Consider the following 13,581-nt stretch of genomic DNA (forward strand, 5'->3'; position numbering starts at 1 on the left):
CCGCATCGGTCGAGGCCCGATATCGGAATCGTCGCTTCGCTTCGGCGGGACGATTTCAGTAGGGCGCCACTGCAAATCGCGCCCATATGCGACGCGGAGTACTTAGTCAGGATTGGGGCTTCCGCGGGTGGCCTGCGCAGCCGGTGGGTGCGACTGGGAGTTCGGCAGCGACTAAGTAGTGCCGCGCCCAAATTCGGCGGGATTTGCAGTGGTGCGCTACTGCGCTCGACCCGCTGACCGCGAGCGACGATTTTCGTCGTCTAGGTGGGGCGGTTTGTCAAGCGACGACGATCGTCGATCGCAATCCGCATCAACGAAAGGCGCGGCCTAAGAAAGGTTCCTGGTCCATGAGCGCATACATCACTGCCACCGGCAGCTTTCTGCCGGGCAACCCGGTACCCAACGAAGAAATGGAAGATTACCTGGGCACCGCGGCCGGCATCACAAGTGATCTGCGGGATCTGACCCTGATGAACTGTGGTGTCAAAACCCGTTATTACGCCATCGACAAGAATCAGCGAACCATCATCTCGAATGCGGCGATGGCCGCAAACGCGGTGCGCGACGCCGCCGGACGCGCCGGTATCGGCCCGAACGACGTCGAGCTGCTGACCGCCGCGACGACGGGGCCGGATATGTTGGCGCCCGGGCACGCCAGCATGGTGCACGCGGAATTGGGCTACGGGCCGATGGAGATTTCGACTTCCGCCGGAATCTGTAGTTCCGGGATGATGGCACTGAAGAACGCCTACCTGCAGGTGGCCATCGGTGAGAAGCGCAACGCGATCACCGTCGCCAGCGAGTTGCCCTCTCGCGTCTTCAAGGGCAGCCGGTACGACGAGATGGGTCTGCTCGCCGAAGACGGATCGTTGCCGCTGGAAGCCGCGTTTCTGCGTTACATGCTCTCCGACGGAGCGGGCGCCGCGGTCATCGAAAATGCGCCCGCCGCATCGGGAATCAGCCTTCGCATCGACTGGATTTCGCTGACGTCCTTCGCGAACACCGAGAAGACGTGCATGTACGGGGGGAGCAACTCCCAAGCGGCCACAAAGTGCTGGATGGATTATCCGACCGCCGCAGCGGCGGAAGCCGACGGTGCACTCGTGTTACGCCAGGACCTCTCGCTGTTGCCGCACCTGATCGGCCTCGGAGCCGACGAGTGGGAACGCTTGCGCAAATTGGGCAAGTTCAACCCGGACACACTGACCTGGATCCCCGCGCACTACTCGAGTGAGCGGTTGAAGGAGATCGTCTTGAAAGAGTTCGCCCGGCGCGGGATCAACGCCGGCCGGCCAGAGAAGTGGTACAGCAACCTGACCTCCGTCGGCAACATCGGTTGCGCCGCCATTTTCGTCATCCTCGACGAGATGATGACCGAGGGCCTGATCAAAGCCGGTGACACGCTGCTGTGCATGGTTCCCGAGTCCGGCCGGTTCGTGATGTCCTTCATGCATCTGACGGCGGTGTCGGGAGCCGCGGATCGTCAGCCATGAGCCGTCGGGCGGTCGTGTATCTCTACACCCAGACCGGACAGTTGCGTGAAGTCGCCGAAGCGTTCGTCGCGCCACTGGAAGCCGATGGGTGGCGCATTCGCTGGGTAGACGTCCAACCGCGCGTCGCGTTCCCGTTTCCGTGGTCTGTCCGGCAGTTTTTCGGAGTATTTCCCCGTGCAGTGGATCCCGACGCGCTGGTGGAACTCGCCGAGCCAGCAGGAGGCTTCGGGGCAGAACGGGACGAACAAGAAGTAGTCCTGCTGGCGTACCAGGTCTGGTACCTGTCGCCATCGCTACCCATCCGGTCGCTGGTGGCCGGGCATCCCGAGATCTTCGAAAACCGCAGGGTCATCTCGCTGATCGCCTGTCGCAACATGTGGTACTCCGCCGCGATCGAGGTTGCAGGTCTGCTGCGTACCGCGGGCGCGCGCCGTGTCGAAGTGGTCGCCGCGACCGACACCCGGCACCAGGCGGCCTCCCTGGTGACCACGCTGCGCTGGCTGCTGACAGGCAAGCGCGAACCGTTCCTGCGGTTCGGGCGGGCCGGGGTCGGCGACGCCGAATTGGCGCGGGTCACCGCCGTCGGACGCAGCATTGCGGGGCAAGGGAACTGCCCGGCCGACGCGGCGCCCATCGTGCCGATGCTGGCAGCGGCGGATCTCTTCGCCGGGCGACTGTTCCGGAACTGGGGCGTGACGGTGCGCTGGGCCGAAAGATACGGCGCCGCAGCGTATGCCGCGAGCCTGGTGATGTTCGTGTTCGGCTTGGCGATCGGCATTGTTGCCGGCCTCCCGCTCATCGGGGGAGCCGCGCTGGCCGGCGGAGCGCGGTTCGAGACATGGATCAGCGGCGCCGTCAATCGCCGGATCTCGTTGGGCGAGTCGACAGTTCAGGAAGCCGCAAGACATGAACGAGCGATCCAATGAGCGATCTCGCCCCGGGATACGACGAACTCGTCGACTGGCTGATCGTGCGGGTCGCCGGCTACCTGGGCCTGACGCCGGACGCCATTGGCATCGACATCCCATTGGCCGACTGTGGGATTGATTCAGTCGCCGGCATGGCGTTGTGCGCAGACTTGAATGACGAGAAGGGATTCGACGTCGAGACCACCATCGTGTGGGACTACGCGACCATCGATGAAATCGCGGCTCACCTCGCCGAACAGGGAGGAGCAGCGTGATACCGATCGCGGTGGTAGGTATCGATTGCCGCTTCCCCGGGGCACCTGACAAAGACGCGTTCTGGCGGCTGATGATGGACGCAGTGGTAACCGACACCGAAGTGCCCAGTCAGCGTTGGGATGTCGACAACTTCTACCGACCCGACGGCGCGCCCGGTTCAATGAACACCCGGCGCGGCCACTTCATCGACAACGTGGATGCATTCGACAACGACTTCTTCGGTATAGCGCCCATCGAGGCGGCGGCACTCGACCCCCAGCAGCGGCTGCTGCTGCAATCGTCGTGGCGCGCGCTCGAAGACGCCGGGATCGATCCGCGCTCGCTGGCTGGAACGCCGACCGGGGTGTTCGTCGGGGTGATGTCCAGCGACTGGACTAGCATTCGACTTCTCGACTTTGCCGGCGTCAGCCCCTTCCTGGGCACCGGCAGCGGTTACTTCATGACGGCAAATCGGGTCTCCTACCACCTCGGCCTCAGTGGACCGAGTGTGGCGATCGACTCGGCCTGCTCGTCGTCGCTCACCGCGATACATCAGGGGTGCGCCGCGCTGCGCTCCGGGGAAGCCGACACTGTGATCGCCGCCGGGGTGAATCTCATTCTGACTCCTGCACTTTCGATCTTCTACACGCAAGCTGGGCTGTCCGCGCCCGACGGTCGCTGTAAACCGTTCCGGCGAGACGCCGACGGCATCGGCAGGGGTGAGGGTGTTGCGGCAGTCGTGTTGCGCCGACTCGACGACGCGCTGGCCGATCGGCAGCCGATCTACGCCGTCGTGAAAAGTTCCGTCACCAACCATGACGGGCGCAGTAATGGGGTCACAGCCCCGAATCGACGCTCGCAGGTGGCGCTGATGCGGCGGGCGCTCAGCCTCGCCGAGGTTGATGTCGAACAGATCGCCTTCGTCGAGGCACACGGCACCGGCACGGTGCTGGGAGATATGATCGAGGCCAGAGCCCTCGGCGATGTACACGAGACCCGAAGCGGCGAACCATGTTTGCTCGGTTCGGTCAAGGGAAACATCGGGCACACCGAGGGGAGCGCGGGGATCGCAGCGTTCATCAAGACCTGCCTGGCGCTGCAGCTACGTGTCCTACCGCCGACGGTAATCGGTGACGGTCCCAACCCGGGCCTGCGCCTCGACGAGAGCGGGCTGAAGCTAGCCGGTGCTCAGCAACCGCTGCCCGGAAACAGCGTGTTGGGCGCGGTGAGTTCGTTCGGTCTAGGCGGCGGTAACGCACACGCCATCGTCGAATCTGCGCCTGCCGCAGGGTCGCCCACACCCAGCCGACGGGGCGTGGTGACGGTCTCGGCGCCATCCGCGCAGGCTTTGAGACGCAACGCTGCGTCAATGGGCCGCGCGCTGCGGACCGTTGACGTTGACCGGGTCGGCGCCTGGTGTCGGTCGACCAACATCGTCAAACGCTCCCATCGGCACCGCGTTGTCCTCGACGGTGACCGCGAAGCTCTGGTTGACGGCCTAGAGCAGGTCGCCGCCGGCGCACGCCCTGACCTCGTCTCCGCCGGGCGGCCCCATCGGCTGCCCGCTGCGGTCGGATTGCTGTTTTCCGGCCAGGGGACGCAATTTGCGGGCATGACGCGCCCGCTTTACCACGCGAATCCCGTGTATCGCGAGGCTATGCATACCGTCTGCGCCGTGTTACGCCCCCACCTGGGCCCCGACCCGCTGGCGGCGATACTTGGTCACGATGCCGAGCTCGATCACACCAGCCTGGCGCAACCGGCGTTGTTCGCCGTGTCGTATGCGCTAGGTAAGACATTGCTGCAGAGCGGTATCCGGGTGAATTTCGGCATCGGGCACAGTCTCGGCGAGATCAGCGCCGCCTGCCTCGCGGGCGTCCTTACGGTCGAGGATGCCGCCCGGCTCGTCGTCGTCCGAGGACGGTTGATGGGTTCGTTGCCGCCCAATGGGGCAATGACCGCGATCGACCTCAGCGTGGCGCGGGCAGAGCAGCTTGTCGCCGACGTGCCCGGCTGCGTGATTGCGGCCGTCAACGGCCCACGCGCACTGACGATTTCCGGAACGGCCGAAGCGGTGGGCCGGCTGCAAGCAGTCGTCCATCAGCATGGCGGCAAGGCGAGGGGCGTGGCGGTGTCACATGCCTTTCACTCGCCCCTGATGGCGCCGATCGTGACGGACTTCCGGGACGAGTTGGATTGGCTCGAGCCGCGGCCCGCCGAGTTTCCTTTGTTCTCAACGGTCCTCGGCAGACAAATCGACGGCAGCGAGATGACCGCCGACTACTGGGCCCAGCAGATATGCGCGCCGGTACAGTTCCATGATGCTGTTCGGGCTGCCGTGAACGCGGTTGGCGCTGACTATCTCGCCGAGGCCGGTCCGAAATCTGGGCTGCTCACACTCGCCAGGCAGGCGGGGCTGCCATCGTCGACACGTTCGCTTGTCCTGTGTAGCGGCCCGGATTCCGACGGGAATGAACTGCTCGGCGTCGCAGCGACTTTGCTGCGTGACGGATATTCGCCAGACCTCACCCCGCTGTACGGCGAGCCGTCCGGCCCATTGCAGCGACTTCCGGCCTACGTCTTCGACGACACGAACCGGTTCTGGTTTGACGGTCCCATCGCTTATTCACCCGAACGGGCGCGAGTCGGCCAGGTAGAGACAGCAGCTACAACGGCACCCACCGTCGAGCGGGCTGACACCGAGCACGATCGCACCGAGGGTGAGGTCCTGGCACTGATCGCCAGTGTGGGCAACTACCCGGTCGCCGAGTTGGTTCGGTCCAAGCGGTTGGCGGACGACTTGGGATATGACTCGCTGCTTCAGGTTCGGTTGCTGGATCGACTGCGCAAGGAATACCCGCAGCTGAGACACGTTGCCATCGCAGAGTTTCTACCGCGAATCCACAACGTCGGTGACCTCGTGGACTTCGTCATCCGCCGGTCCGACAAGACGGCGTAACGAAGGGAGGAGAATCCATTGAGCGTTTTCACTCGCGAGCTTCTTGCCGCTGCGGCGTCGTCACCACGTCACTTGAACGGGGGAACCTTCGTCGATCCGGTCCGGCTCAGCTGGCGGGATGTTCACGAGCAGGCGAAGCGGATAGGTGGTGGCCTGGCCGCGATGGGGGTCGGTCGCGGCGGTTCGGTCGCCGTGCTGGCCACCGATGCCGCAGACGTGGCGCCGCTGGCCCAGGCGGCTTGGCTGCGGGGTGTCTCGCTCACCATGCTGCAGCAACCGACGCCGCGCACCGATCCGACGGTCTGGCTGGCTGACACCGTGCGGGCAATCGGGTTGATCAAAGCTGTGGTGGTGGTCGTCGGCGACCAGTTCCTGGCCGCACGGGATCAGCTGTCCGCGCAGCGACTGGTCGTCTGCACCGTCGACTCCTTGCGTGCCGCCGAACCAGCCGAATTCGATATCGAACCCGACGACGCGGATATCGCATTGCGGCAGTTGACATCCGGATCAACCGGTGTGCCCAAGGCGGTCGAGATCAGCCACGGCAATCTTGCGGCGAGCGGCATCGCGCTGCGCGACGGACTGGACGTGGATATCAGCACCGACGTCTTCGTCAGCTGGCTCCCGCTCTCACATGACATGGGCATGATCGCCTTTTTGTGCCTGCCGATGCACCTGGGTGTCGAACTCGTGAGCGTCCCACCCGACGAGTTTCTCCGGCGTCCGATCGTCTGGACGGAATTGATCAGCAGATACCGCGGAACCACCACCGCGGGCCCCAACTTCGCCTACTCGGTGCTCGCCCGAGCGTTGCAGCGTGCCGATCCCAGCACCATCGACCTGTCGTCGCTTCGGGTCGCGGTCAACGGGGCCGAACCGATCGATAATCGTGATGTCGCCGAATTCTGCACCGTCGGTGCGCGTTTCGGTATGAGGAAAGCCGCCGTGATGCCCGGCTATGGGCTCGCGGAAGCCACGTTGGTCGTGTCGTTGGGCGCGGCCGATGACCCTGCGGTGTTTGACAAAGTCTCGCGCCAGGCGGTAGTGGAGGCGCACCGCGCGCTGCCCAGCTGCGGCGCTTCCGAGCAGGTGCGGCACGTCGTGAGCGTCGGGACACCCGTGACGGGCATGGAAGTGCGCATCAGCCGGGGCGGGCAACCATTGCCGCACAGGGAAATCGGTGCCATCGAAGTGCGCGGTCCTTCGGTCGCCGTGAACTATCTGACGTCGGCCGGTGTGGTGCCGTTGGCCCGGGATGACGGTTGGTTCGACACCGGTGACCTGGGCTATCTCGACGAGCATGGGCGGCTCTACGTCTGCGGCCGCGCCAAGGATCTCATCGTGCTCGCCGGTAGGAACCTGTACCCACACGACATCGAGCGCGCCGCCGAAACTGTCGACGGTGTGCGAAAAGGCTGTGTGATCGCCGTGCGTGTCGATGGCGATCCGGAGGGCTTCGCAGTACTCGCCGAAGTGCACAACGCAGACGCCGAGGATGAGCGGCTGCGGATCAGCCGCGCCCTCACCGCTCGGGTGAGCCGGCACGTTGGGCACCTCCCGCGCCATGTTCTGCTGTTCCCGGCGGGGAGGCTGCCCAAGACTGCGTCCGGCAAGCTGCGACGCAGTAGCGCACGCGAATTGCTGCCGGCGCCAACATCGATGTCTGTTGTGACCAAGTGATTTGATGCGGTGACGTTCGACGTAGGATTATTGGCGTCAGCAGCGTTCTTCGGCGTTAGAGCGCGTCCTGCCCGTCGCTGCCATTGTTGTTGACGGTGGAGTTGCCGAAGCCGCCGTGGCCGCCAATCCCGCCGAAGTTGCCGCCGTCGCCTCCGCCGTTCCCAATTTTCGAGAAGCCCGCGCCACCTGCCGGCGGGGTGCCGGCGTTCTGGCCGTTACCTCCGGAACTGTAGCCACCGCCACCACCGCCGCCGCCCTTGCCGCCGGTTGCCGCGGTCGCGTCGCCGCCCTCGCCGCCGCCACCGGCGCGAGCCTTGGCGTCGCCGGCAGCCGCTGAGACAAATCGCGCTAACCACGCGCGGCGCCCCCGTCAGCGCGGTTATCCCTACCGGAGTAGGGCACTACATCAGCGGGCTCCTAAACGACGTTGTCATCCAGGATGGCCTCCACAATGGAGAAGGGCGACGCGGTAGGCACTACCCGCGTCACCCGAAACCCGGCGCGCTCGAGCAGGGTGCGGTACTCCGCGGCGGTGCGGTCGCGCCCAGCCTGGGTCACCAGCATTTCCAGATCGGTCAAGTGACCGATGTATTCGCGATTATGATGCGGAATCACAAACTCGATCAGAAGTATCTTGGTGCCGATTTTGGCCGCCGCGCGTATATTTCGCAGAATCTCGACGGCTCGCTCGTCGGGCCAGTCATGAATCACGTTCTTCAAGACGTAGATGTCGGCGCCCGCGGGCACGCTGTCGAAAAATGATCCCGCCACCACCCTGACACGATCCGCGATTCCATGCTGGCGCAACAACGATTGAGCCTCGACGACGGCATAGGGCAGGTCGTAGAGGATCCCCCGCGCAGTCGGCGTGGCCGACAAGATTGCGGCCAACAATTCGCCCTCCCCGCCGCCGACGTCAGCAACGGTGCGGTACGGGTCGAACGAATAGGCGGCCATCAAAGCGGGCACTGCCATTGCGGTGGTTTCGGCCATGGCCCGGTTGAAGCCCTCGGCGAGTTCGGGCTCTCGACTGAGGTAATCGAAGGCGTCCGTACCGTGGACGGCCGGGAAGACCGCACCACCGGTTCGTATCGCGTCGGCGAGATGGCTCCACACCTCGCGGTGTTGGGGTGAGCCGACCATCCGGGCCAGTCCTGCAGCCGACAACGGCGCGCTGGACCGTAGGGTGTCCGCGAGTGGGTTCAGCTCGTAACGGCCGTCACGACGTTGACGGAACACGCCGCGGCCGATCAACGCCCGCAGCAGTCGGCGCAGCGCGTCAGGGTCCGCGTTGACCCGGGGCGCCAACTCGTCGAGTCGCAGCGGCGCATCGGCGAGGGCGTCGGCGATGCCGAGCGCTACGGCTGCTGAGATTGCCTGTGCCGCCCAGGCATTCATAATCATCTCCGTCATCACCGCGTGCGGCGGAAAGGTTCGCTGATGAACTCGTACGAGAAGATGGCGCGCACGCTCGACGAGTCGGGCCAACTTGGGGGGTGGCACCGTCGCAGGAGATCGACCCGTTGGCCCGGCATTACGGCTTTTCGCTGACGTGGTGCCCGTCATTTTCTTGCCCTCTCGTCAGTGGCATGTGTCGTCACTGTCATGGAGCGTGACCACCAACCGGTCTTCCGCAGCTGATATCTGCCAGCACGGCGTCGACATACAGCTCTTCAGGCAGCACGTCCGCTCCTGCAGTCCAGTGGCCACCGGGTGAAGGCAGGTGTAAGGCCACGTCGGTGCCGTTGGGATCGCGCACCCAGAGCGCTATTGCGCCCAGCTCGCGGGTTGCTCGTTGGGGGACGCAGCCTAATCGCGCCAACCGGTCCAGCATTGGCTGCACTGCCCCCAGGTCGACGACCAAGTTGACGACAGTGACACCGCTTGCTTCGGGGTGATAAGGGAGGGCGATCTGCGAATGTTCGATCACCACCCGCAGCGATAGACCAGTGATCGCGGTAATCCTCGAGTTCAATGATTGCGGTCGGCCGCCGAGCAGCGCCGCCCACCACGCCACCATTTCTTTCGGACGGAAGCTCAGCAGCCGCAATCCCACGACCGGTGCCGCAACATCATTCATGCGCTAGCACCTTCGCCGAGGATGGCGCGTCGACGACTGCCAGTGCTCGTCGCAACGACGCCGTGCCGTCCCGGTCCGAATGTAGAGCGGCGACGATGTGGCCGTCCGGGCGCACGACGAGAGCGTCGGGATCCGCCCCCGGGATTCCGGTGTGAAACACGCCGAGCTCATCATTGCCAAGCAGAATCACCGACATCGGAAGTCCCTCGGCGGCAGCAGACCACGCGGTGTGTCCCTCGACCGACACGAACAGCGTAAGTTCATCGCGACTGACCAGATCCAGTGTCGACACCCGTCCATCGCGGCCCTCGACCCAACTGTGCGGCAGTCGGCCGCCCGCACGCATACGCGGCGAACGGAACTGTGAGTCAACGCTTGCCGGAGGCAGCCCGTCGTCGATCACGGCGCCGCACCGGTAACGAACCCCGAGGTCGCGCCCCCAGCTGTGGTAGAGCGGGCCTTGTCCGGCGATGACCGCTGCGGCGCGGCGCCGGATGCGCTTACCGACTCGACCCGGTGACTGGGCGAGGCGAAGGCGTTGATACCCCAGCGTGGTGAACCCGCGGATGAGTGCACGCACTGCGCGCCGCGGGAGCCATTCCGGGACAGCGGCGACGACTCGGGGCAGCTGATGGACCGATCGCCGCGGAATGCCCAGCGCAACAATGACTTCCAAGAGCCCATCAAAGTTCGTCACTGACTCGGTGGTCACAGCGATGCCGACGGGACGGCGTTCCTGCTCATACGTGTCCAGCAGAGTCTTGCAGGCACGGCCGCAGATGACCCAGGCCAGTTTCCAGGCCAGATTGTGGACATCGGCGACTCCCGTGTTGAGTCCGAGACCCCCGGTGGGCGGGAACCGATGCGCGGCGTCGCCGGCCAAGAAGACTCGGCCAACCCGAAAGCTGTCGGCGACCTGGGCATGCATCGTCCACGATTGGATCGACTTGATCTCGATGACGACGTCGGCGTCACCTACGGCGTCGAGGATGTGTCTGCGGCAGACCGCGGCCGGAAAGTCGTCCAGCGACTCGACTGGCGGAAAGTAGGGGATCTGAAATACCAGGTCTTGTGGTTGTCGATGCACCATGACGGCGCCGAGCCCCTTGGCGGTGTAGGTCAAGATCACCGGACCACGGCGGGAATGGCGAAAACGCTCGAGATCCGCGGAAAAGTGCACGCTCACCATGTGCTGGAGGACCGGGCCGTCCATCGTCACCCCTAGTGAGCGGCGAACGGTGCTGGCCGAGCCATCCGCGGCAACGACATAGCGCGCGAACAGTTTTCGATGCATCCCGCTAATGATGTCGGTAATGGTAACTGAGACGCCGTCTGCGGCGTCGGTGTGAAAGTTGTACTGCCACCTAGTGCGTAGCTCGATGCGCGCATTGTCACGCAAGGCCCGCCACAGCAACGGTTCGAAGGCATTCTGCGGCAGGTGTGCGCCGCGGGTGGGGCTGACCGATTCGATGGCATCAAGCTGTGCGCGGGGCAAGTCGGCGAGCGGCACCCGTCCTAGTTCGGGACCCACCAAGCTCGTGCAGTACAAGATGTTCCGCAGCTCGTGCATCGGCGCGCTGAGCCGTCGGATGTCGCGTTCCAGACCGATCTCACGCCAAATCTCCATCGATCTTGTCGAGAGCACGTGCGCAGCGGGATGCCGCTGTGGTTCTCGACGTGCCTCCACCACAATGCATTTGAGGCTGTAGTCGGCGAGAAGCAATGCTGCCGTGGCGCCCACCGGTCCGGCTCCGATGACGATGACATCGCAGGTGTCACCCATCAGGAGAGCTCCTGTGTCTGGCCACGTTCCATCCGATCAGGCCCCTCGGCGAGTCCGATCCGCTGATGCAAGCGGGTCAGCGGGGCGGGTGCCCACCAATTGATCCGACCCAGCAGCCGCATGAGGGCGGGCAACAGCAGCATGCGCACGATCGTGGCGTCCACCAGCACGGCGATCGCAAGGCCCAGACCGAGCATCTTGACGAAAGTGACCTGGGAAGTGAGCAGCGCGGCGAAGGAAATAGTCATCAGCAATGCGGCGGCGGTCACCACCCGCCCCGTGCGGGCCAGGCCGAGTGCGACACTTTCGTCGCTGTCCTGGCTGGTGTTGCCCCGCAGCAGCCAGAACTCGCGAATTCGGGACAACAGGAACACTTCGTAGTCCATCGAAAGACCGAATGCGATGCAGAACATGAGCACCGGCAAGTTCGCGACCAATGTGCCGGTCGCGGTGGTGCCCAGGGCGCCGAGGTGGCCGTCCTGGAATACCCAGACGAGGGCACCGAACGTGGCGGTCAGCGAAAGCACGTTCAGTACCAACGCTTTAGGCGGAAGGACGACGCTGCCGGTGATGAGAAACAGGACGGCGAACGTGATGACCACGATCACTCCGAGCACGAGCGGCAGCCGTGAAGTGATGGATGCGACGCTGTCGACGTTGTTCTGCGGCAATCCCGTGAAAAGAACTGGCCGGCCCGCCGGCCCCGGCACAGCGTGCAAGGCACGGAGCTGGCTGGTGGAGGCATCCGAGTACAGGACGGCGTTGCTCTGAATGGTGAGAAACGCGGTGCCGTCGGCGAGACCGGTCGGCGCCGTCGGCGGTCCGGTCAGATGGCCTGCAACGAACGTGCCGGACGGAGAGGAAACCGCTGAGACATGCGGTACTTGCGACAGTTGTGCGGCATATGTCCCCAACTCACGATTCGAGTCGGGCGACATCTCGGGGATCACCACGGTGACATTGCTCATCGGGTTCACCACGAATTTTTCGCGAAGCAGATCACCCACCTGGCGCGAGCTCGCCGTGGCAGGCAGCACGCGGTCATCGGGAAATCCCCACTTGACGCCGAGGAACGGAGCTCCCAGCAACAGCAGCACGGCGATTAGCGTGACGCTGACCGCGACGGCGTGATTCATGACAAAGTGAGCAGTCCGGTACCAAAACGAACGCTCGATGGGGCGCATCGTCGGCGTAGTCGACCGGCGTACGGCTCGACCGATCAACCTCCGTACATCGAGCGCGTCCAATCGGCGGCCAAGTAAGGCGATGGCGGCCGGTGTTATGACAATCGCGGCGGTGGCGGCGAGGACGACGACCGCGACGCCCGCGTAAGCAAACGATCGCAGATAGTAATTCGGGAACAGAACCAGTGCGCTCATCGACAGCGCAACGGTCAGGGCGGAGAACACGACAGTGCGACCCGCGGTGCTCATTGCGCACACCAGCGCTCGATTCGGCGTTGCGCCGTCGGCGATTTCATCACGGTAGCGGCTCACGATGAGCAACGAGTAATCCACCGCCAGAGCCAAACCCATTGCGACGGTTAGATTTATCGCGTACACCGAGACGTCGGTGAAGAGCGCTATGAGGCGCAGCACGGCCAGCGAACCCAGGATGGCGAACATGCCGATCATCATGGGTAGAGCCGCCGTGAGCACACCGCCGAACACCCACACCAGTGCGACAAAGCTGACGGGGATTGCGATCGATTCCATGGACACGAGATCGCGCTTGGTTTGCTCGTCGACCTCGGAGTAGGTCAACGCGCCACCGGCGCGGACGACGACGCTGCTCCGTTCGGGCGGGAACCGATCGACGATTTCGCGTGCAATCTTGGGGTACTTGGCATCCCCGCCCCGCAACCCCGCCATGATGACGCCAGTCTTGCCGTCCGTGCTCGTCAGAGCCGGCGCTGCCGCCTCCGGTGCGGTCCACCGCGAAGTCACGCCGACGGCGTCGGGCGAGTTCTTCAACACGGCCAGGATGTCGGCTGCCGTCTGCGTCGCCGCTGGGCTATTCACCCCGGCATCGGCGGTCACGGTAATCAGCAGCGCCAGGTCGCTCTGATCGAACTTGCTCGCCAGAATGTTCGCCGCTCGAGCCGATTCCGATGCCGGATCGGTGAATCCGCCTGCGGAGAGCACCTCGGCGACGGGCGAGCCGAATATCGCACTGGCCACCATCAGCAAAGCCGCCGCCGCGAGGATTCGCCTGGGTGCCGCGATAGCGGCTAGCGCGATCCGGTGCAGGGTTCCCCCGGTCCGTGCTGCGGCGGACGGCACAGCAGAATGTGCTGAGCCATCAGCGATTTCACGCCGGAGAATTGACATCGTCGACGAGTGACGCGCGGGCGAACAAGTACAACGCGGGTTTTTGAACAGATCGGCTACGAACAGGCTGGCGCACGAGGAAATTCGGTGTGC

9 protein-coding genes are annotated in these 13,581 nt (G+C 64.6%); 5 read left to right on the forward strand and 4 right to left on the reverse strand.

The window, feature by feature from the left end:
• Positions 1 to 347: 347 nt before the first annotated feature.
• Genes G6N68_RS08995 through G6N68_RS09015 form a run of 5 tightly spaced genes read left to right on the forward strand, consistent with a single transcriptional unit; the run spans position 348 to position 7,295 of the window.
• Positions 348 to 1,493 (forward strand): 3-oxoacyl-ACP synthase, encoded by a 1,146-nt coding sequence (locus G6N68_RS08995; protein WP_163710627.1) that lies wholly within the window; start codon positions 348 to 350, stop codon positions 1,491 to 1,493.
• Positions 1,490 to 2,419, forward strand: a complete 930-nt coding sequence (locus tag G6N68_RS09000) for a hypothetical protein (protein WP_163710630.1) — start codon at positions 1,490 to 1,492, stop codon at positions 2,417 to 2,419. The genes G6N68_RS08995 and G6N68_RS09000 overlap by 4 nt, the downstream gene beginning before the upstream one ends.
• Positions 2,416 to 2,676: an acyl carrier protein gene (locus G6N68_RS09005; protein WP_163710633.1), complete on the forward strand. Its 261-nt coding sequence runs from the start codon at positions 2,416 to 2,418 to the stop codon at positions 2,674 to 2,676. Before G6N68_RS09000 ends, G6N68_RS09005 begins: the two co-directional genes overlap by 4 nt.
• Positions 2,673 to 5,615, forward strand: a complete 2,943-nt coding sequence (locus G6N68_RS09010) for a type I polyketide synthase (protein ID WP_163710636.1) — start codon at positions 2,673 to 2,675, stop codon at positions 5,613 to 5,615. Before G6N68_RS09005 ends, G6N68_RS09010 begins: the two co-directional genes overlap by 4 nt.
• A gap of 18 nt (positions 5,616 to 5,633) precedes the next feature.
• Positions 5,634 to 7,295, forward strand: a complete 1,662-nt coding sequence (locus G6N68_RS09015; RefSeq protein ID WP_163710640.1) for a fatty acyl-AMP ligase — start codon at positions 5,634 to 5,636, stop codon at positions 7,293 to 7,295.
• Positions 7,296 to 7,712: 417 nt separating this feature from the next.
• Here G6N68_RS09015 and G6N68_RS09020 read toward each other — a convergent pair whose 3' ends face one another.
• The 4 genes from G6N68_RS09020 to G6N68_RS09035 all read right to left on the reverse strand — a co-directional run bounded on the left by G6N68_RS09020 (position 7,713) and on the right by G6N68_RS09035 (position 13,440).
• On the reverse strand, positions 7,713 to 8,693 hold the full coding sequence (locus tag G6N68_RS09020) for a methyltransferase (RefSeq protein WP_240355423.1): 981 nt from the start codon (positions 8,691 to 8,693) through the stop codon (positions 7,713 to 7,715).
• Positions 8,694 to 8,898: 205 nt separating this feature from the next.
• Positions 8,899 to 9,375: a hypothetical protein gene (locus G6N68_RS09025; protein ID WP_163710645.1), complete on the reverse strand. Its 477-nt coding sequence runs from the start codon at positions 9,373 to 9,375 to the stop codon at positions 8,899 to 8,901.
• Complete coding sequence (locus tag G6N68_RS09030) at positions 9,368 to 11,158, reverse strand: FAD-dependent monooxygenase (protein WP_163710648.1); 1,791 nt, start codon at positions 11,156 to 11,158, stop codon at positions 9,368 to 9,370. The genes G6N68_RS09025 and G6N68_RS09030 overlap by 8 nt, the downstream gene beginning before the upstream one ends.
• Positions 11,158 to 13,440, reverse strand: coding sequence for an MMPL family transporter (locus tag G6N68_RS09035; protein WP_240355424.1), 2,283 nt, complete (start codon positions 13,438 to 13,440; stop codon positions 11,158 to 11,160). The genes G6N68_RS09030 and G6N68_RS09035 overlap by 1 nt, the downstream gene beginning before the upstream one ends.
• Positions 13,441 to 13,581 lie beyond the last annotated feature (141 nt).

It is taken from the genome of Mycobacterium bourgelatii (assembly GCF_010723575.1).
Classification (GTDB): Bacteria; Actinomycetota; Actinomycetes; order Mycobacteriales; family Mycobacteriaceae; genus Mycobacterium; species Mycobacterium bourgelatii.

What these genes read in the sequence shown, in the direction of transcription:
- G6N68_RS09005 (WP_163710633.1), top strand. Translation starts at nt 2,416, where the DNA reads ATGAGCGATCTCGCCCCGGGATACGACGAACTCGTCGACTGGCTGATC.
- G6N68_RS09025 (WP_163710645.1), bottom strand. Translation starts at nt 9,375, where the DNA reads ATGAATGATGTTGCGGCACCGGTCGTGGGATTGCGGCTGCTGAGCTTC.
- G6N68_RS09030 (WP_163710648.1), bottom strand. Translation starts at nt 11,158, where the DNA reads ATGGGTGACACCTGCGATGTCATCGTCATCGGAGCCGGACCGGTGGGC.
- G6N68_RS09020 (WP_240355423.1), bottom strand. Translation starts at nt 8,693, where the DNA reads ATGAATGCCTGGGCGGCACAGGCAATCTCAGCAGCCGTAGCGCTCGGC.
- G6N68_RS08995 (WP_163710627.1), top strand. Translation starts at nt 348, where the DNA reads ATGAGCGCATACATCACTGCCACCGGCAGCTTTCTGCCGGGCAACCCG.
- G6N68_RS09000 (WP_163710630.1), top strand. Translation starts at nt 1,490, where the DNA reads ATGAGCCGTCGGGCGGTCGTGTATCTCTACACCCAGACCGGACAGTTG.